At 44.0% G+C, this 20,502-nt stretch carries 14 protein-coding genes and 2 pseudogenes; all 16 read left to right on the top strand.

Annotated features, from left to right (window positions below):
• The first annotated feature begins 23 nt into the window (after window positions 1-23).
• The 16 genes and pseudogenes from AC3RCI_RS15915 (at window position 24) to AC3RCI_RS15840 (ending at window position 20,462) form a co-directional block, all read left to right on the top strand.
• Window positions 24-3,278 carry an NHL repeat-containing protein gene (locus AC3RCI_RS15915; RefSeq protein ID WP_492525407.1) on the top strand — a complete coding sequence of 1,085 codons (3,255 nt, stop codon included), beginning with the start codon at window positions 24-26 and terminating at the stop codon, window positions 3,276-3,278.
• Window positions 3,279-3,564: 286 nt separating this feature from the next.
• Window positions 3,565-3,876, top strand: coding sequence for an ArsR/SmtB family transcription factor (locus AC3RCI_RS15910; RefSeq protein ID WP_246058114.1), 312 nt, complete (start codon window positions 3,565-3,567; stop codon window positions 3,874-3,876).
• Between the two features lie 2 nt (window positions 3,877-3,878).
• Window positions 3,879-6,380, top strand: a complete 2,502-nt coding sequence (locus AC3RCI_RS15905; protein WP_492525406.1) for an FAD-dependent oxidoreductase — start codon at window positions 3,879-3,881, stop codon at window positions 6,378-6,380.
• 246 nt (window positions 6,381-6,626) lie between these two features.
• Window positions 6,627-7,844 (top strand): DNA polymerase IV, encoded by a 1,218-nt coding sequence (locus AC3RCI_RS15900; RefSeq protein WP_419720032.1) that lies wholly within the window; start codon window positions 6,627-6,629, stop codon window positions 7,842-7,844.
• Window positions 7,841-8,206, top strand: coding sequence for a YolD-like family protein (locus AC3RCI_RS15895; protein WP_402876608.1), 366 nt, complete (start codon window positions 7,841-7,843; stop codon window positions 8,204-8,206). The genes AC3RCI_RS15900 and AC3RCI_RS15895 overlap by 4 nt, the downstream gene beginning before the upstream one ends.
• Window positions 8,190-8,558, top strand: a complete 369-nt coding sequence (locus AC3RCI_RS15890; RefSeq protein ID WP_154894106.1) for a YhjD family protein — start codon at window positions 8,190-8,192, stop codon at window positions 8,556-8,558. The genes AC3RCI_RS15895 and AC3RCI_RS15890 overlap by 17 nt, the downstream gene beginning before the upstream one ends.
• Window positions 8,559-8,799: 241 nt before the next feature.
• Window positions 8,800-9,222 (top strand): RNA polymerase sigma factor, encoded by a 423-nt coding sequence (locus AC3RCI_RS15885; protein ID WP_492525404.1) that lies wholly within the window; start codon window positions 8,800-8,802, stop codon window positions 9,220-9,222.
• A gap of 16 nt (window positions 9,223-9,238) precedes the next feature.
• Window positions 9,239-9,430 carry a hypothetical protein gene (locus tag AC3RCI_RS15880; protein ID WP_492525402.1) on the top strand — a complete coding sequence of 64 codons (192 nt, stop codon included), beginning with the start codon at window positions 9,239-9,241 and terminating at the stop codon, window positions 9,428-9,430.
• A 204-nt stretch (window positions 9,431-9,634) separates the two neighbouring features.
• Window positions 9,635-10,429 (top strand): Cof-type HAD-IIB family hydrolase, encoded by a 795-nt coding sequence (locus AC3RCI_RS15875; RefSeq protein ID WP_492525400.1) that lies wholly within the window; start codon window positions 9,635-9,637, stop codon window positions 10,427-10,429.
• A 108-nt stretch (window positions 10,430-10,537) separates the two neighbouring features.
• Window positions 10,538-10,663 (top strand): annotated as a pseudogene (locus AC3RCI_RS15870) (quinate/shikimate dehydrogenase); the annotation flags it as partial.
• A gap of 292 nt (window positions 10,664-10,955) precedes the next feature.
• The gene (locus AC3RCI_RS15865) at window positions 10,956-12,734 is read left to right on the top strand and encodes a sensor histidine kinase (RefSeq protein ID WP_492525398.1); all 1,779 of its coding nucleotides are present in this window, start codon (window positions 10,956-10,958) and stop codon (window positions 12,732-12,734) included.
• Entirely contained in the window at window positions 12,734-14,281 is a 1,548-nt protein-coding gene (locus AC3RCI_RS15860; RefSeq protein WP_492525396.1) for a response regulator, read from the top strand. Before AC3RCI_RS15865 ends, AC3RCI_RS15860 begins: the two co-directional genes overlap by 1 nt.
• Before the next feature lie 228 nt (window positions 14,282-14,509).
• Entirely contained in the window at window positions 14,510-16,111 is a 1,602-nt protein-coding gene (locus tag AC3RCI_RS15855; RefSeq protein ID WP_492525394.1) for a glycosyl hydrolase, read from the top strand.
• A 55-nt stretch (window positions 16,112-16,166) separates the two neighbouring features.
• Window positions 16,167-18,329: pseudogene (locus tag AC3RCI_RS15850) on the top strand (alpha-galactosidase).
• A 220-nt stretch (window positions 18,330-18,549) separates the two neighbouring features.
• Window positions 18,550-19,509, top strand: coding sequence for an ABC transporter permease (locus AC3RCI_RS15845; protein ID WP_336781675.1), 960 nt, complete (start codon window positions 18,550-18,552; stop codon window positions 19,507-19,509).
• A gap of 14 nt (window positions 19,510-19,523) precedes the next feature.
• Window positions 19,524-20,462: a carbohydrate ABC transporter permease gene (locus tag AC3RCI_RS15840; protein WP_336781674.1), complete on the top strand. Its 939-nt coding sequence runs from the start codon at window positions 19,524-19,526 to the stop codon at window positions 20,460-20,462.
• Window positions 20,463-20,502: the final 40 nt, after the last annotated feature.

Raw genomic sequence — 20,502 nt, 5'->3', positions numbered from 1 at the left:
GCATGAAGAAGGGGAGATGTGTGATGAAAAAGCCTTTTTTCAACCTGATCACCATGTTCATGAGTTGTTTACTTGTTATTGTGATGTTTCCCGTGCAGTCTGCTCCTGCCCAAGCAGAGGAATCCAGGCTTACTCAAAAAAACTTCGGCGACCCCGAAGAACTGCTTGTTCCCAACAATTACACGGTAGCTGTCTTTAACGGAACTGTAGGCTATGAGGATGGAAAACCAGTCATGTATGCCACGAGTAAAGGCAAGCCCGGCTTCCTGAATGTGATTGACCTCGAAGAGTACAAACTGCTTCGGACGGTTTCACTTGGGCCATCGGAAAGCTCCTGGGCGCATACCGTTGCGCCGAACGGTACGCTTTATGTGGCTGCCGAAGGATCGGGTGCACGATTATGGGAGTATTCGCCAGTCACCCATCAGGCTGTTCAAGTGGCTCAATTCGAAGGACAGTCTGTCTCTAATAGTATCACGACGGATGAACAGGGTAGAGTGTACGTGGGGACTTATCCGGGCGGCAAGGTTTGGCAGTATGATCCTGTGACCAAGCAAGTGAGGGATTATGGCCGTGTGATCGGTGCGCTTGATCAGGAATATGTCCGCTCCATTGCTTACCAGGGGGGATATATTTATGCCGGTACAGCCCATGAACAGATCGTGCGTGTGGATTTGGCTACAGGTGAAAAAACGAATATTGCCGCTTCGCTTACCGTCAAAAATGATACAGTATACGATTTGAGTACGATTGATAACCGTTATTTGTTCGCACGTTATACGGATGGAAGTGGTGTACCGGGTGAGGGTTATATCTACGATACTACAACAGGATCCTGGCTTGATGTGGAGCTCCAGCAGGTAACCGGTCTTCACGCAGCTGACTCTGTGGATGGAAAGCTGTATTATATGTCCGAGAAAAAACTGAAAACCTTTGACCTCGCGACACATCAGGTAGAGGAAACCGGCATGACCTATGAGAGTGGGTTCAGAGGGGCGGATTGGGTCGAGTTTCAGAACAATCCCGAGCTGCCGGGAAAAACGCTCGTTACGGTACGATATGACGGCGGAGTTGCCATGCTCAATATCGATACCCAAAAAGTCATTGTACAGCCGCCGATTATTCCGGGATTGCCGGGAGTCGTCAATCGTCTCCAAAGCGTATCCGATACACAGCTGATAACAACGGGTTCTCAAGCTAGATCTTCGTTAGTTGACTTAGAGACCATGACGACAAAACCTTTCAGCATTGGTCAAGCGGACAGTGTATACCCAATTGAAAATAAAGTCTATATGGGAGTCTACCCGGAAGGTGGCTTGTACGTTTATGATCTGAATCAAGAACCGGGAAGCACAAATCCGCAGCGTCTCGCTGTACTCGGAAACGATCAGGAACGTCTTGTGCATATGTCTGAAGGGGACGGTAAACTGTTTATTTCGACCATCTCTGGATACGGGACGCTGGGAGGATCGCTTACAGTTCATGATACTGCTACAGGTGAAACCAAAGTCCATCGAAACGTGGTTCAGAATCAGAGTGTGCTCAGTACGGCTTATGTAGACGGGAAGATTTTTGGATCTACGACCATTAGGGGAGGACTGGGCTCCACGCCGAGCGAGCAGGAGGCCAAAATTTTTGTGTGGGATGTTCAAAATGAGCAAAAAATAACGGAGTTTACGCTGGATATTCCCGAGCTTGTTGATCCGATTTTCATTGGGGACCTGTCTCTCGGGCCGGATGGATTGATCTGGGGAGCATCCTACGAATATATATTTGCAATCGATCCGGATACGTACCAACTTGTAAAATATAAGAAGATTTATCCGAAGCTCTATTACACCCAGTGGCATCATCATCCGATGCGCTGGTCGGAAGACGGACTTTTGTATGTCCTGTTTAACAACAAGCTGACGGTGATTGATCCCGAAACACTGGATTTTAGAACATTAACGGATGCTTCGAGATTTGATCTTGGCATGGATGGGGACCTGTATTTCACAGATCTCGCAACCAATACGGTTCTGTATCGAATCCAAATTGATGGTGAGATTGTGGCCGAACCGCCAGGGCTTCCTTTGCCGGTAAACAATGCCGGGTTGGAGCAGCCAGGAGAGAACGGAAAGCTGCCGGGCTGGACTTCACTGTTTGCGACAAGTGGGGATGTTAAATTTGAGCGTAGCAGCAACAAGAGTTATGCAGGTGATTACAGCCTGAAAACAACGGATCTTATTCGTACTGCATCCGTTGCAGTGCAGAGCGATCCAATCGCATTAGTGCCTGGAGAGGAGTATACCGCAAGTACTCAAATATATATTGAGTCAGGCCAGCCTGGTTTCATGTTCCGATTTTATAATGCAGAAGGACAGAGCTTGTCTACTTTGGAAACGCATCTTGATGAATCGCGACTTCACCAATGGCAAAAAGTAACTCTCCGCGGTACGGCACCGGAAGGAGCGGCTTATGCCAGACTAATTGCGGTAACCAGCCGCTATAATATCTCCACAGCCTACTATGACGATTTTTCCGTAACGGTTAAAGATAATACGGCTCCCTTGACTGAAGCTGCGCTTAATCCGCAGGCAAATGAGCAGGGTTGGCACCATGAAGATGTTTCGATTACGCTAAACTCGGAAGGAGCAAGCTCCATCTTTTTCGAAACTACGGGGGCTGAGGAAATCAATCAGCGTGAGACCGAAGGCGGTACCACTGAATTTACCGTAAGCGAAGAAGGGGTGACGGCCGTAACTTATTGGTCTATATCGGCTTATGGTGTGCCCGGGGCACCCTCTACTACCGAAGTTAAGATTGACAAAACGGCTCCTATCATCGAATTTTCAGGAAAATCCGTCTACGAGCTGGATGAGGAAGTTCGGATCGAATGCTCCGCTCAGGATGCATTATCAGGTATAGCTAAAAGTGATTGTGATGCTGTGCTTGCAGATCGCCCTGCCTATTTGAATGGTGTTGGGGAGCATTTGGTCTATGCTTCCGCCCATGATATCGCTGGGAACACGACAAATTCTTCTTTTTCTTATGAGGTGATCCTTACCTATAAAGGTATGGCAGGACTTATCGACAAGTTCCTCGCTAATGATCAAGAGCTGGCTGATCGATTGAAGGAACAATTGACCAAAGTAGAACGAGCCGATGAGTCAGGTAATGAGGGAGGAAAAAAAGGCGCAATCAACGGATTTATCCATCAAGTGCAAGCCAAGATTGACAAGGGATTAGCTCAAGAACATGCGGAAATTTTGATACAGCTCGTGTCACAAATTTAATTTTATTTGAATAAAGAGCTTTTCTGGGCCTGATCTCGATCAGGCTTGAATATGTAATAATTAGAATAGTAAGGCAGAGGATAGTTAATTTGTTAATTGAAAAAGGACGTTGTCATAGCGCATGACAGTGTCTTTTTTTTCCTAATAATAAGGTGAAGTATAGAATTAAGAGTGAGTTAATATAGGAGAACATCCACTACAATGGATAATAATAACAAACAAAGTCGTTTGACTTTCATTTTACTATATCGTATTATTCTAATATAACGATACAGGAGGGTTAACTTTGGATAAACTCGGTTTTAACGATAGCGGTGATTTGAAGCAGTTTGAGGAACCTGCTAACTTACTGAAGGCCCTTTCCCATCCTATACGCCTGTGCATTGTGCGCGGGTTGATGCGTAAAAAGAAATGTAATGTTTCCTATATGCAGGAGTGTCTGGATCTGCCGCAATCAACCGTTTCCCAGCACTTACAGAAGCTGCGCAGTGCAGGAATTGTTGATACGGAGCGAAATGGCCTAGAAGTGAATTATATACTTGCAAACCAACGTATTGAACAGATTATAACTGTTTTATTTGGAGAGGATGAATGTTAATCATGAGTAAGAAAGTGGTCATTGTTGGTGGAGTAGCGGGTGGTGCGTCAGCAGCTGCCCGCCTACGCCGGCTGGATGAACATGCGGAAATAGTCATATTTGAAAAGGGTCCCTACATTTCATTCGCCAACTGCGGCTTACCTTATTATATAGGCGGAACGATTGCTGAGCGTGACCGTTTGTTAGTACAAACACCTAAAGGAATGGCAGATCGCTTCCGAATTGATGTACGTACACAGAGTGAGGTCATATCCATCAACCCCCAGCATCAAACGATTCTAGTGAACAGCGAGGAGCGCGGTCAATACGAAGAAACCTATGACGAGTTAATTCTGTCTCCCGGTGCACGTCCGATGGTCCCTGATTTGCCGGGTATAGATAATCCATTGATTTATACAGTGCGCAGCATTCCAGACATTGATCGAATCAAAGATGCAATAAGTGCATCTAACAACGAATCAGCAATCGTTATTGGTGGTGGATTTATCGGTGTTGAAATGGCAGAAAATTTGAGGGAAGCCGGACTACATGTAACGCTGGTCGAGGGTAACGAACAAGTGCTAACTCCATTTGATCCTGAACTCGCAGCTGCACTGGCACAAGAAATGGAGCAGCATGGTGTTAATTTGCAGTTTTCCAAGCGTGTTAAGGGTTTTCGTTCACTGGAGCATGGCATCGGGGTCGAGCTTGCAGATGGTCATATTTTAAAAGGAGATCTTGTGATTCTCGCGATTGGCGTGTCGCCAGATACCTCATTTCTGCAAAGCAGTGGTATTTCCTTGGGGACACGTGGACACATCATTGTTAATGAGGCCATGGAAACCAATATACCGCATATATATGCGGTTGGTGATGCAATTGAGGTCAGTGATTACATCCATGGAACCAAGACAGCGATTCCGCTTGCAGGTCCTGCCAACAAGCAAGGACGTATTGCTGCGGATCGGATTGCTGGCATAAATTCTACCTACAAAGGAACACAAGGGACTTCTATTATTAAAGTGTTTGGACTGACTGGAGCAACAACGGGCAGCAATGAAAAGATATTAAAACTTCTTAACGTGGATTATCATACGGTGATTGTTCATCCTGCTTCTCATGCATCGTATTATCCAGGATCAAGTGCAATTACTCTAAAATTGCTGTTTTCACCTGAAGGAAGAATCCTGGGTGCACAGGCAGTCGGATTTGAAGGAGTGGATAAACGCATTGATGATATTGCCGTTGCTATTCATTTTGGGGGTCATATAAGCGACTTGACTGAACTTGAACTGAGTTATGCACCGCCCTATTCATCAGCAAAAGATCCGGTTAATATGGCTGGGTATGCAGCAGAGAATATTATCGCCGGACGTGTCAAAACATTCACCTATGATCAGCTTTCTGTGCGCCAGCCGGAGCAAACCATACTACTAGATGTACGTAGCGAGCTGGAGCATCGTAATGGCCATATTCCAGGGTCATTAAACATCCCAGTGGATGAGCTTCGTGAGAGATTGCATGAGTTAAATGTCTCTAAAGAAATCTGGGTATACTGCCAAGTAGGTTTACGGGGGTATACTGCAACACAAATTTTGCGTCAGCACGGTTTCACCGTTAAAAATTTGAGTGGTGGATTCAAAACGTATCGCCAAGCGCAATTTAAACCAGCTCCGTATACTGGTCAAAAACATGAGCTTACAGATGATCAAAATCATAGCAATCATGTTTCTCATCTAAAGCAAAATACATTACATCAGGCTGATCAACTTTCTTCTCAGCCGTTGCGTATCGATGAAGAATTGGATGTTTGCGGATTGAGCTGCCCTGGTCCGTTAATACAAGTAAAGCAGAAGATGGATCAACTATCCGATGGAGAAACGCTGCGGGTAAAAGCTTCTGATCCAGGGTTTTACGAAGATGTAAAGGCATGGGCAGCAATGTCTGGTGCAGCACTCATACAGTTGGAACGTGGTAAGAACGGTATTATTGAAGCAGTACTAACCAAGCAGACAGAGCCGGTCAGATCATCCGTTTCGGAAGCTCAGAATGTTGAACCTGCCAGTACGATGGTTGTCTTCAGTGGCGACCTGGATAAAGCAATAGCCTCTCTTATTATTGCTAATGGCGCAGCTGCAAGCGGGCGCAAAGTAACCATGTTTTATACATTCTGGGGACTAAATATTATTCGCAAGCATCAGCCGGAACGGGTATCCAAAAACATGATAGGCCGTATGTTTGATCTTATGCTGCCACGTGGTAGTCACAAGTTAGGCTTGTCCAAAATGAATATGATTGGTGTTGGTCCTAAAGTTATTCGCGGCATTATGAAGAAAAACAACGTTGCCTCTCTGGAGGAATTGATTCAAACTGCTTTAGCACAAGGTGTGGAAATGGTTGCTTGTCAAATGTCTATGGATCTGATGGGTATCCAGCGAGAAGAGATCATGGATCAGGTTACTATTGGTGGGGTAGGTTACTATCTGGGTCAGGCTGACAAATCAAACCATAACCTGTTTATATAGAAGGGATATGCACTTTATATTAATTAAATCAATCATGAAGAAGTCTCTAATCGACCTTGAGGGTTTGTTCCCTCAGGGTCTTTCTTTGTTATAAGACATGCTTCTGAAAGTTGAGTATGACCATCCCTCCGCTGAATATAAATATTTACCTCTTGCATAAAGAACGTGTGTTCGGTTTATAATATATACAAACATACGTTCTTAAGTACAGGAGTGATTTCAGTGTTGACTAAGCAGCGAACCATTATGCTCATTGATATGCAGAGCTTTTATGCTTCAGTCGAAAAGGCGAAAATGCCTCAATACAAAAATAGACCACTCGCCGTTGCAGGCGATCCAGCAAGACGTTCTGGCATTATTCTTGCTGCTTGTCCATTAGCCAAAGCGAAGGGTGTATCCACCGCAGAACCACTCTGGCAGTCGCTTCAGAAGTGCCCTGAACTAATCATTGTTAGACCTCATATGCAAGAATACATTGAAGTATCCACTCAAATCATGTCCATTATTGAAGAGTTTACCGATCTGGTTGAGCCGTACAGTATAGACGAATTATTCGCTGATTTTACAGGGTCTATGCATCTGTTTGGTAACGATCCAGTCGATCTAGCCAAGCAAATTCAAGATAAGATCTATAATGAAACAGGGGTTTACGCAAGAGCGGGCATCGGTGAAAACAAAATCATCAGTAAATTGTGCTGCGATATGATCGCTAAAAAGGTCAAAGGGGGCATTTTCCACTTAAAGAAAGAAGAATTACACCTCCACATTGGAGATAAGCCCATCCGCGATATGTGGGGGATTGGCTCAAGAATGGAAAAACATCTGTGGAAGATGGGTATCCGAACGATTAGAGACTTGGCGAATACACCTCTTACCCAACTCAAAAGTAAATGGGGCGTGAATGGAGAAGTGATCTGGCGAATCGCCAATGGGCTCGATAACTCTCCGGTAACCGTCAACACACACAGTACACAAAAGGATATTGGCAACGGGATGACCTTGCCTAGAGATTACACAGAAGCTTGGGAGATCGAAGTGGTAATCCTCGATATCTGTACTGAAGTATGCCGAAGAGCTCGTAAAAAAGGACTGATGGGTAGTGTCGTTTCCGTGAGTGTGTCTGGAGCAGATTTCGATCACCCAACGGGCTTTCACAGGCAGGTTAAACTGTCTGATCCAACAAACATAACCGTTGATGTGTGCAAGATCGCCAAACGCATATTTCATCAACACTGGGATGGGCAACCGGTGCGCCGTGTAGGCGTATCCCTTTCTCAATTATCCGACGCGGATACATATCAACTATCCTTCTTTGATGATCAGGAGCACAAACGGGCTATTGATCAGGTGATGGACGACATTAAGGATCGATTTGGCGACATTGCCATACTTCGAGCAAGCTCCATTACAGCTGCTGGTCAAGCAATAGATAGAGCATCTAAAATTGGGGGGCACTACAAATGAGCAAAAAACTTGAGGCCAATGGATTATGGGAATCGAGCCGTATGATGCTTCCACAACATAAAGAGCGAATCATACAGCATCGTACTCAAATTCATGTTCAAGCCAAACCGCTAATTCATGAAGATGAGTGGGAGATCATTGCTCAAAATGTAGATATGTCGCTCAACTATACTTTACAAGCCACCATTGAAGTGTTTAATGAGTCGGGCAATCGATATATACACGGAATCGTTACTTCAGTCAGTACCGTTGGAAAGAAAATCAAAATTGAAATGGACAATGGATTTGAATGGGTCGATTTTGATCAATTGGTCACGGTCAAACTTGAAGAGGGAGGCGTGTACGGTGAGACAGACTTCTGAGGAACTTGCACTGGTGAAGAGACTGGTAGAGCTCCCCTATCTGTTAAGTGCTCTGGAGGTAGATAAGCATAAAATATACGCTTCAAACTTTAAGATGAAATCGGTGTATGTTGATTACTTAGACGGTACCCAAAAGAAAATTGCCTTAGAGATGTACAAATCGAAACAAAGCTTAAAGGAGCACCATATTAAAATCATTGATGAACAGAGATCCGAGCTAAGTCTAACGGTAAATTATTCGGTGAGAGGTTACATTCATAAAATGACATTATTATGGAGCAAAGTGAAAGTGGATGTTACCTTAATGCTTACGGAACATATGAACGTTGATATTACTGAATTGTCCAAATAACACTAGAGTTAGAGCAGAAGGTGGTATATAACTGCAAAGGATGGACCATAATGCAGTTATAACCATTGTTTTCTTCTCCCGAATGGGTAAACCGACCTTTGAAATTTGAGGGTCGGTATTTTTGTCTGCATTTTTGAATGCCGAATCCAATCATTTCTTCAACATCCTGAAACTTTTCAACAAAATGTGACCAAATGCCGTCCTTAAGAGTGTTAGAGGTATAAAGGAGGGCTGAACAACCATGCGGCGATCCGTGCCCCAACCGGGCGATCATGTGATGGACATTTATGAGACTTATGCGGATACTCTGTTCCGAATAGCCATGGTACACCTTGGTAGACGAGAGGACGCGGAGGAAGCTACTCAGGATACCTTCATCAAGCTAATGGAAAAAGCCCCTGCGTTCAACGATGCGGAGCATCAGAAAGCATGGTTGATCCGAGTCATCACCAATCACTGCAAATCCTTATTAGGTAGAGGCTGGCGCAAACGGGAGGTCAATCTGGAGAGAGCAGAATTCCTAACCACAGATGACCCTGAAGATCGAGTGCTAATCGAACTCGTGCTGTCATTGCCCGTCAAGTATAAAGCGGTGGTTCATCTGTATTATTACGAGGATTATCCAGTCCGAAAAATCAGTGAAATTCATTTACGCATTATATGAGTCCAAACCACTAGCCATGACTTCAGACTTGGAAGAGCATCTTTATGGTCAGGAAGACCGTAAGATCATCTACCTAGCGCTTGAAGACAAGACGCAAGTCCCACTGGTTCTGTTCAAAGAAGGACTGGTGCGGTACGGTAATGTACCCGTCGTTTTTGAGGTGGAGAAAGGTACTTTCCAAATCTTCTGGGATAGTTTAAGCAAGTAAGCAATGCAGTGATTAAGTCTTTTTGAATAATGAATGAAACTACAAATCAAGAAACGACAATGCTCTGTACTCCGTAGAAACGAACGATGGAAATAAGGCCAAGATCAATAGTTATTCAGCAGCGGAAAAAATAACTATTCCCATTGACGATACCTTTTGAGGCGTAGTATTATTTTACCAATTTAGCTCTGTGGGAGGAATCGGATGTCTACGATTAAGGCCATTGTACTGGACCTGGACGGAACTTTGCTCAGAAGTGATAAATCGATATCTCCCAGAAATGTTCAGGCTGTTAAACGATGTTTTGATTCGGGGATACATATTATCGTTGCCACGGCAAGGCCGCCTAGAGCGGCAAATCAATTTGTGAAGCAGTTTCCGTTTGTAGATTACATGATTTATTACAATGGCGCTTTAGTTAAATGCAAATCCACACTGAAGGAGCGCCATATTCGGATCCCTTTGGAGATCAACCAACAGATTAATACATTCATCGAGTTAAACATGCCTCAATCCATAATCTCATACGAGGTTAATGATTCATGGTACACAAGTAGGCCAATTCTGGACTCGCAATGCGCTCAATTCGGTATCCGTCCGAATGATCTGAAACCTCAGGTTGTTGACCAACACTATATAGACTCTCTATCCCCGACCAAAATATTAGTTCTAGGTTGTAACACATGGAAGGATCTTAGCGAGCAATTTGGTGATCATGTGAATGTCATCGCAACGGATGGGGGAGCATTAATCCAAATCATGCATAAAACAGCTTCAAAGGAAAAAGCCGTGGAATGGGTGTTAAGTGAAATTGGGGTAAATTCAGAAAATGTGATGGTGTTTGGGGATGATTTTAACGATGTAGGCCTATTCCATCTGTCCGGATTTCCTGTAGCCATGGGGAACGCGATCAATGAACTGAAAAAATGCGCAGTTTACATAACCGATTCAAATGATAAAGATGGTGTGGCTAATGCCATTGGAAAATTTGTGATATAACCCACTACAGTGAAGCAATTGACAAGCTGGAAACGTCAGCCTTGATACAACTTCTCTATATGTGTGAATGAGTTGCAGAAGAACAACAGGTAGGTGTGAAAAGCAAATGGTGCCCGAGCAATCAATGGTCTCGGTATGTTCCTATGGCAGGGCGCACTTGCTTATAAACTTTTTACTGGGGAAGACATGCCAATTGCAGAGGTTAAAGAAATCGTATTTGGTAAAGAAGTATAAAAAGAGATCAGGGTAAGTCATTATTTCGTAGACCAATTGTCTAGGAACAAGAAGATGGTCCCATCGAAGCCGCTATTATTAGCGGCTTTTTTGTTTTTAAGAAACTTCGTTTAGGTCCCATGCAGTGGGTAAGACTCGTGTAAAAGCGTGTACCTTTTGCCGAAATGGAAAAGAACGTTAGGTCATTGCTAACCAGACCTCATCGAAATGTTTCATTGACTATCCAAAAAGAGAATAGTACATTTGGTTTTATGCTAAAAGGAGAACTAAATGTAGGAAAGAGGATCGTGTTATGCGTTTTATGCGAAGACTAAATGACATCAGACTTAAAAGTAAGCTGTCCTTGATATTTATAACGGTGGCTGTACTCCCGCTTTTAGTAAGTGGTATCTATCTAACAAGCAAGTTGAGGGAAGTCATGATCCTGAACGCCTTTGAGCAAGCAACGAATAATGTAGAACGTGTCCAAAAAAGGACCGAGGAGGTCATCAATGTTGCCATAGATATTTCCTATCAACTCTCCAATGATAACCGGATGAAGTCCATAGTAAGCCGAAGCTATGAAAGCTATAACGAAATTATTCAAACCTATCGTCAATACACGGACATTCGAGATTATATGCGGCTGTATAAAGAGATTAAGTCAATCCGGTTATACACGGACAATCCAACCATGCTTAATAACTGGGAATTTATGCAGCCAGATGACCGAACAAAAGAGTCTGATTGGTTCAAGTCTGCCTTAAGTCAAAAGGGGCTGGCTGGTTGGGGCTATATTGAGGATGAACGTGATCAAAAAAATTACCTGAGCCTCGTTCGAAAAATCAATCTGGATGATCTGAAAAATGAGAGTGTTTTGGTTATTAACGTGAATTCCGATTTGCTGAATTCGATTCTATCTCAGGAGACATTTTCCACAATGATTGTGGATGATAACAACCATATTGTTGCGGCCAATCGGCCAGATCTTTACGGTAAGAACCTCGCTTCTGTACACGGGGGGAGCAACATGATGTCTCAAACCCAGGGCAGCTACGAAGCTGTCATGGATGGAAAGAAATCCAAGGTGGTCATAGCCAATGTAACTCCTCAAAACAGCTGGAATGGATTTCGCATTATTTCCGTTTTTACGGTATCGGACATTCTGCAAGATGCAAACGCTATCATACGTTTGGCCACTTTGGTGATAGGTGGATGTCTCATCATTGCAATAGTGCTTGTTTATATTTCCGCATCCTTTATAGCAAGGAGATTGCTCCGACTCAGTAAACATATGTCCCGAGTAGGCACGGTATCCTGGGATACATACCTGGACCTCGACGGAAAAGATGAGATTGGACAACTATCTCGGCAATTCAATGATCTGGTTCACCGGATCAGTGAACTGATGTTTGAAGTGGAAGAAAGCAATCAGCAGAAACAGTTATTATTACAAAAACAAAATGATATCAAATTCAAGATGCTGGCAAGTCAGGTGAATCCCCACTTTCTGTTTAATACACTTGAATCCATCCGAATGGAAGCTCATCTTCGCGGGGAAGAGGGGCTGGCCCAAGTCGTATGGCAGCTAAGCATGTTGCTCCGAAACAGTTTGGAGGTCGGAAGCCGTCAGATTCCGTTGTCGGATGAGTTGAATATGGTACGTTGTTACTTGGAACTACAAAAATTTCGATATGAAGACCGGCTTCAATACAGTATGGAAATCGATCCGGAAACCGAACAGATAGAAATCCCACCGCTGATCATTCAACCTTTGGTTGAAAATTCGATCGTCCACGGGCTAGATCGCAAAGAGGGTCCAACGCGGATCACGATTCGGACTAAGTTTAATGATCAGGATATGCTTTTGATCGAAATCCACGATGATGGCGCAGGTATTTCACCCATGAAAATGAGCCAGCTAGAAAAACAGTTAACGGGCTCCGATGAGTCAGGGGATCGTATTGGTCTTCGTAACGTAAATGACCGATTGGAACTCACCTACGGTACAGCTTCAAGGCTCACCATCAATAGCATAGAGAAGAAAGGCACCTGTATCACATTTTGCATACCGAAGGAGGGTCGAACTTAATGTTTTCAGTGATCATTGTTGATGATGAACCCAAACTACGGTTGGGGTTGCAAACGTTAATACCTTGGAAGGAATTGGGGTTCGAAGTGATTGGAACAGCAGCTGGTGGGAATGAAGCCCTTCGTATATTTGAAAAAACGATTCCTGATGTATTGTTGGTGGATATCCGTATGCCGGGAATGGACGGACTTGAACTCCTTCAGCAAATCCGCCACCGTGGCTGGCCCAGTCATGTCATTATTCTCAGTGGTTACGCGGATTTTGAGTATGCACGCCAGGCCCTTCAATTCGGCGTCGATGCTTATCTGTTGAAACCGGTGAACAAGGAAGAACTGTCGGCATCTCTCCAAAAGATTCACGAACAGCTCTCGAAGGTGCACGAAAAAAGCCTGTTACAACAAACAAATACGCCAGAATGGATACTTTACTCATTACTAACCGGTAAACATGCGTTAGATGATTCCCTTCTGAGTGAATGGTCAAACTCATTTGAAGTGAAATGGACAACCTATCAAATTGTTTTAATTGCCTTCTCTGCCCTAGACCAAGAAGAAAGCGAACAAATTCAGAATTTCAAGGATATGGTGAGCAGAACCTATGCTTCCGGACGTCAAGGAGTCGTATTATATTTCGCTCCATACATCGTTCTGCTGCTTGGCAGCTCTCCTGTAAGCGAAGCAGGGTGGAGTGAACTCTATAAGAACCTTCAACTCTTATCCGGAGAGCTTCGATTCGAAATGGACGTAGCGTTGGGTCAGCCTGTTCGGTCACTAGATGACATCATTCATTCTTTCAAAACGGCACGATCTCTTTTGGAACAAAGTTTCTTTTACGATAGGGGAAGGCTCCTGACCGAGGAAACACCAGAATCTTATCGACAGGAAACGGATCAACATTCAGGATCTTCCCTATCCAGTAAAGAAGAAGAGGCCTTCAGGCTCCATTACCTGGTCGATGTTGGACATGCAAGTGCGATCTCTTCTTTTTTAAACGAAATAGCATGGCAGCAAGTGGCTGCTCAAGCAGAGGAAAAGCATATTCGTGACCGCTTCTTCTACCTGGCCAATGAAACGGTTCGAAAAGTCCATCCACGTGTCTGGTCTATGAGTGGTTATCCAGGCGAGCCGGCCCAATTTCTTGCTGAAGTATATCATTCCCGTTATATGCGGGATCTCGTTGACCGAATATCAGTTGTCATGGAGAGGCTGGCTCAATGTGCAGATTATAACAGCAAGGACAATGAAATGAAGCGATTGCTGGATTATATAGATCGCCACTATGGGGATAACCTAAAATTGGAAATGCTTGCCGTCTTGTTTAACTACAGCAGCTCCTATCTGGGTCAACTTTTCAAAAGTTATACAGGAGAATATTTTAACGCATATCTTGACCGGATACGGATCCAAAAAGCGAAGGAATTACTTGCTCAGGATATGAAGGTTTATGAAGTCGCTGAAAGGGTAGGATATTCAAACGTCAATTATTTTTATAGTAAATTTAAAAAGCTGGAAGGAATATCACCTTCCTTTTATCAGAAAAAAGAATGAGCAAAACTCCTCTACTAATGGAATTAACGAATAGTAGGGGAGTTTTCTGTTATTCGTATGTAAATGAATTGAGGGTTTCTGAAAACATAGATGATTTTAGAATGAAAGGATCTGAAATTTGTGATATGTCCTGGATGTCCCTGTGCCAATATAGTGGATATGAAAGGAGGGAATACAATCATTTGAAAGCGATAACAGAAATGCCATCAACAGAGGGGAGGCAATAAAATGAAGGGAAAATCAGGTTCACCTATTAGATATTCAACATCATATAAAACCTGTTTTATGTTTGGTTCGGCCATTTTCGTTCTGTATATTCTCATGTTGAGTTTTACTCATTCCAGGGTGGAAGCCGCTATTACGGTACCGGGATTTGTTGTTGAAACCCATACTACTTCCGATCAAAATCAGGCCATAATTGCCACATTCAAAGATGCTTCAATCGAAGGGTACGGGATTAAGAAGCGCGATGAGACAGCAGCCAAAGCGGAGGACGATCTCTACGATGGCACAGGTTATATCTCTTATTTTTTTGAAGAGGATGAAAAGGCCACAGCTCAGAAGGGAAGCGCTACATTCCAGGTTAAAGCACCGGAAAATGGGCTTTATGAGTTAAGTTTGGGATACTACATCCCAGAAGGAAATGGGGATAAAGCGACTTCCATCCAAGTAAATGGTTCGGGAGCCGGGGAGCTGACGCTCAGTGCGCCAAAGCCAGGGACGGTTCGAGCAGAAAAAAAGATGACAAAGGTGCTTCTGAACAGCGGTAACAACTCCATTCAAATATTAAGGGGGTGGGGGTACTATGGCATTGAATATATCAAGCTTGAACGTGTAGAACCCCGCATAACCACGCAAAAAACAAAGATGGATCCCTTAAGCAATTCCAAAGCATCCCCGCAAGCCAAAGCATTAATGAAATTTATGACCAACCAGTATGGAAAAAAGATTATATCAGGGCAGCAAACCCTAGAGGACGCAGCGTGGATCTACCAGCAGACAGGTAAGTACCCTGCACTGGTTTCCAGTGATTTAATGGATTATTCTCCATCCCGTGTGGAAAACGGAAGCACCTCGAATGAGGTAGAGAAGATGATGGAGTGGTACAAGCGTGGAGGCATTGTCTCCTTAAGCTGGCACTGGAATGCGCCGAAAGGGATCGGCGGCAATGAACCAGGCCACGAGTGGTGGCGGGGGTTTAATACAGAATTCACAACCTTCGATGTAGAATATGCTCTCAATCATCCGAAATCGGAAGATTACAAGCTTTTAATCCGGGATATTGATGCGATCGCTGCTCAATTGAAACGGCTGCAGGAACACCATATTCCCGTACTTTGGAGACCGCTGCATGAAGCGGAGGGCGGCTGGTTTTGGTGGGGAGCCAAAGGTCCTGAACCTGCCAAAAAATTGTATAGATTAATGTACGAACGATTGACGGAGAAGCATGAGTTAAACAATCTCATTTGGGTTTGGAACTCTGTTAAGGAGGAGTGGTACCCGGGAGATGATGTGGTGGATATGGTAAGTGTCGACATTTATAATCCACCCGGTGATCACAGCCCGAACATTGCCAAGTACGACGAGCTCTTGTTTCTGAGCAAGCATAAGAAACTTGTGGCACTTGCCGAAAATGGGCCGATTCCCGATCCTGATCTGCTGCAGACGTACGGTGCACATTGGAGCTATTTCAATACATGGACTGGCGATGTTCTGCGTGATGGAAAAACGAATACAAAGGAACATTTGAAAAAAGTCTACAATCATGACAACGTGATCACATTGGATGAACTTCCCAAGGGATTGTACGGCAGTCCGAGATGGAAATAACATCCATTTTATTATGGAGCAGGAACAAACCAGTTTAACAGGAGTGAATAGTATAATGGCCATTTATATTGACGAGTCACAGCATATTTTTCATCTGCAATCCCGTGTAACCAGTTATGTTATTCAGATCATAGACGGTTTTCCATTATTGGTATATTGGGGTCAACGGTTGTCTGAGAAAGGGAATTTAGAGAACCTTGTACCGAGGTTGGAGAAAAAGGAACCTGATTCAATGCCTCAGGAGTATCCGCAATATGGAGCAGGTGATTTCAGATCGCCTGCCTATCAAGTTCAGCTTGCAGACGGAAGCCGAATCACAGAGCTTCGCTACAAAGGCTATTCCACAGGAGCCGGTAAACCGGGAATTGAAGGTTTGCCTTATGTGTACACGGAGTCGGATCATGAAGCAGATACCTTGGAGCTGGAATTGGAGGATGCATATTCAGGATTGACCGTTTTACTACAATATAGCATCTTCATGGATGGGGCTATTACCAGATCTGCCTCATTTAAGAACAATGGTCAGAGTACCGTTAGACTTTTACGTGCGCTTAGCGCCAATGTCGATTTATACGGTAAGAGCAATTATGAGCTATTATACCTTGCGGGACACTGGGCACGAGAAGCACAGCTTCAGCGCAGGCCGCTGGGCCCAGGAGGTACAAGCCTTGGGAGTAGACGCGGAATGAGCAGTCATCAGCACAATCCTTTTGCGGCTGTGGTTAGCCCGGGTGCCGATGAGGAGCATGGTGAAGTTTTTGCAGTGAATTTGGTGTATAGCGGTAATTTTCATGCTGAAGCAGAAGTCGATGCTTTTGGAGTCGTTCGTTTGGGCATCGGGTTGAATCCATTTGATTTTTGTTGGATGCTGGCTCCCGGGGAATCCTTCCAAACCCCTGAGGCTGTCTTGGTATATTCAAATGAAGGGATCGGAGGCATGTCCCGAATCTATCACCGACTCTATCGGAACCGTTTATGCCGCGGAGTGCATAGGGATAAGGAGCGCCCGATCCTTGTGAATAATTGGGAGGCTACTTATTTTAATTTTACAGCTGATAAGATTGAAGCCATTGCCGAAACTGGCTCTCAACTAGGGATTGAACTGTTGGTGCTTGATGATGGTTGGTTTGGCAAACGTGACAGCGATAACAGCTCTCTCGGGGACTGGGTTGAAGATCGTCGAAAGCTTCCTAACGGTTTGCGTGACTTGGCTGAACGAATTGAACGTCAAGGCCTGCAATTCGGTTTATGGTTTGAACCTGAAATGATCTCACCCGACAGTGAACTGTATCGAAAACACCCGGACTGGTGTCTGCACGCAGAAGGCCGCAGGCGGACGGAAGCGCGATGGCAATTGGTGCTGGACCTTTCACGGCCGGAGGTCCGTGATTATCTGTACAATGCACTGGCTGATATCTTTGCCAATGTACCTGTTTCCTACGTGAAATGGGACATGAACCGCCCATTGACCGAGATCTGCTCTGCAGCGGCTTTACCCGAAAATCAACAGGAGATTGCACATCGGTATGTACTTGGACTCTATGAACTTATAAATAAATTGACTACTGCATTTCCGTAAATTTTGTTTGAGAGCTGTTCCAGCGGCGGAGGTCGGTTTGATCCCGGAATGCTCTATTACATGCCACAAACGTGGACAAGTGATAACACGGATGCCGTAGAACGGCTGAAAATCCAATACGGAACCAGCCTGGTATATCCCGTTAGTACCATCGGCGCTCATATTTCTGCCGTTCCGAACCATCAAGTACACCGTGAAACCTCCCTTAAATTCAGAGGAGACGTCGCAATGTCGGGGAATTTTGGCTATGAACTTGATTTGACCCAGTTCACCGATGCTGAGAAAATCCAGGTGAAGGAACAGGTTGCCATGTATAAGGAACATCGATCCCTCATACAAAAGGGTGATTTATTTAGACTTCGAAGTCCATTTCAAGGCAATGAAACCTCCTGGATGTTTGTTTCGGAAGATCGATGTGAAGCGATCGTATTTTATTTTCAAGTGTTAGCCAAGCCCAATCCTGCTACGGATGTTCTTCAGCTCAGAGGCTTAGATCATTCGTATATGTATGAGGTGAATGGAGAGAGTGGACACGTGGGATCATTCCATGGGGACCGTTTAATGCAAGCAGGATTGATTATCCCGCCTCTTACAGGAGATTACACCAGTGTGTGGTTTAAATTAAGAGCTGCTCATTGAGAAAATCAAGTAAATATATAATTTTTTAATTAATAAAATTCAATGTCCTAAAAAGTCCTCTGCTTTGTTTAACTGCAGAGGACTTTTATTTATCACTTTATGAAAAAAATAATGAATTTGCTGAAAAGAGTATAGATTTTTGAATGAAATTGTAATGGATCTCTGATATGTTGCCAAAATTGTAATCGCTTTATGATGAGAGAAGAAAGGGGGGGATGAAATGAAAGCAATAACACAAGAGAAAAGGTTTCGTATGCATCAACAAAAAAAATCACAAAAGTGGAAAGTGTTCAAGAATCAAAAGTACTTGTACATGATGTCATTTCCATTTGTGATTTGGGTGTTTATTTTTCAGTATTTGCCTTTATGGGGCTGGACGATGGCATTTCAAAACTACAGACCGGGCAAAGGGTTTTTCGATCAGAAATGGGTTGGATTCGATCATTTTCAGGCACTTTTTCAGGATGAACACTTCTATCTGGTGTTAAGAAATACGCTGGCCATGAGCCTTATGGGACTGGTTGCAGGATTCGTGTTTCCAGTACTGTTCGCCGTGATTCTGAATGAGGTGCGGGTTCAGTTTATGAAGCGTTTCGTACAAACGGTTTCTTACCTGCCTCACTTTGTGTCTTGGGTCGTGGCCGCCGGAATCGTCATTAAAATGCTGTCAACCGACGGAGGTGCGATAAACGATTTGCTCTTGGGGCTGAATTTGATAGACCAGCCGATACAATTCATGGCCAAGGGAAATTTGTTCTGGGGAATAGTGACCGGAGCGGATGTTTGGAAGGAGACCGGATGGAATGCCATTATCTATTTGGCGGCCATTTCGGGAATTGGACCTGAACTGTATGAGGCAGCGAGAGTCGACGGAGCCAGTCGATTAAGACAAATATGGCATATTACACTCCCGGGCATCAGACCAACCATTATCGTACTGTTTATTATGTCGATTGGCCATCTCGTTGGAATCGGATTTGAAAAACAATTTTTGCTTGGCAATCACATGGTCAGTGATTATTCCGAAGTATTGGATCTGTATGCGTTGAATTATGGTTTATCCATGGGGAGATATTCCTTCGGTACCGCTATAAGTATCTTCAACTCGGTAATTAGCGTGATTTTGCTGTTCGTCGTGAATGGCCTCTTCAAAAAATTCGCTAACGAGAGCATTATGTAAGAGGAGGAACAGACATGGAAGCATCCCAGCAGACACCTTCTTCTGTCAAACGCAAACGACCGAAGATTGGCGCAAAATCTCCCCAAGACTTGATATTCGACATCTTTGTTTATGTATTCATAGGAATTGTCACTATTGCGACTCTTTATCCTTTTTTGAATGTGCTTGCTATTTCGTTCAACGACTCCGTGGATACCGTACGGGGGGGAATATCTATTTTTCCTAGACAATTCACTTTGGAAAATTATAAGCTCATCTTTAGTTATGAAGGGTTGATCACCGGCTTTAAAATATCAGTTCTTCGAACGCTTATAGGGACACTCGCGGGTCTTATAAGCGGGTCAATGGTTGCTTACACACTGGCTCGGAGAGAATTTCAGGGAAGACGCTTTGTTTCCGTATTTCTGGCGATTACCATGTATGTGTCCGGCGGGTTGATTCCTGGTTTTATCCTTATTAAGAATCTGGATCTGATTAATACATTCGCGGTGTATATTTTGCCCGGACTCGTAAGCGCCTTCAATATATTTATCATCCGTTCATTTATTGATGGTATCCCTTATGCGCTGCAAGAATCAGCCAAGCTTGATGGGGCTAATGATTTCACCATTTACTGGCGTGTCATAATCCCGCTTACCAAGCCTGCACTTGCAACCGTAGCCCTGTTCCTTGCTGTGGGGCAATGGAATTCTTGGTTTGATACGTACCTTTATAATGGGTCAAATGATTCCCTCACGACCTTGCAGTATGAGCTTATGAAAGTGCTTCAAAGTACAACTACGAATTCAAACAATATACGCGGGGAAAACATGTCCCAATTGATGTCGCAGGTGTCTCCTGACGCTGTGAAAATGGCGATTACCATCATCGCAACCGTGCCTATTCTCATTGTTTATCCTTTCTTGCAGAAGTACTTTGTTAAAGGCATGACGCTGGGTGCTGTTAAAAGCTAATGAGACACTGAAACGTCAATGACTTTGTATTCAAGCGATA

This window comes from Paenibacillus sp. MT124, from assembly GCF_058792755.1.
Note: the sequence above shows the minus strand (reverse complement) of the source record. Positions and strands in the feature narration are given on the sequence as shown.

Coding starts and splice junctions, on each gene's coding strand:
- AC3RCI_RS15915 (WP_492525407.1), top strand. CDS start 24: ATGAAAAAGCCTTTTTTCAACCTGATCACCATGTTCATGAGTTGTTTA.
- AC3RCI_RS15860 (WP_492525396.1), top strand. CDS start 12,734: ATGTTTTCAGTGATCATTGTTGATGATGAACCCAAACTACGGTTGGGG.
- AC3RCI_RS15895 (WP_402876608.1), top strand. CDS start 7,841: ATGAGCAAAAAACTTGAGGCCAATGGATTATGGGAATCGAGCCGTATG.
- AC3RCI_RS15865 (WP_492525398.1), top strand. CDS start 10,956: ATGCGTTTTATGCGAAGACTAAATGACATCAGACTTAAAAGTAAGCTG.
- AC3RCI_RS15845 (WP_336781675.1), top strand. CDS start 18,550: ATGAAAGCAATAACACAAGAGAAAAGGTTTCGTATGCATCAACAAAAA.
- AC3RCI_RS15905 (WP_492525406.1), top strand. CDS start 3,879: ATGAGTAAGAAAGTGGTCATTGTTGGTGGAGTAGCGGGTGGTGCGTCA.
- AC3RCI_RS15840 (WP_336781674.1), top strand. CDS start 19,524: ATGGAAGCATCCCAGCAGACACCTTCTTCTGTCAAACGCAAACGACCG.
- AC3RCI_RS15855 (WP_492525394.1), top strand. CDS start 14,510: ATGAAGGGAAAATCAGGTTCACCTATTAGATATTCAACATCATATAAA.
- AC3RCI_RS15900 (WP_419720032.1), top strand. CDS start 6,627: ATGCTCATTGATATGCAGAGCTTTTATGCTTCAGTCGAAAAGGCGAAA.
- AC3RCI_RS15880 (WP_492525402.1), top strand. CDS start 9,239: ATGACTTCAGACTTGGAAGAGCATCTTTATGGTCAGGAAGACCGTAAG.
- AC3RCI_RS15885 (WP_492525404.1), top strand. CDS start 8,800: ATGCGGCGATCCGTGCCCCAACCGGGCGATCATGTGATGGACATTTAT.
- AC3RCI_RS15875 (WP_492525400.1), top strand. CDS start 9,635: ATGTCTACGATTAAGGCCATTGTACTGGACCTGGACGGAACTTTGCTC.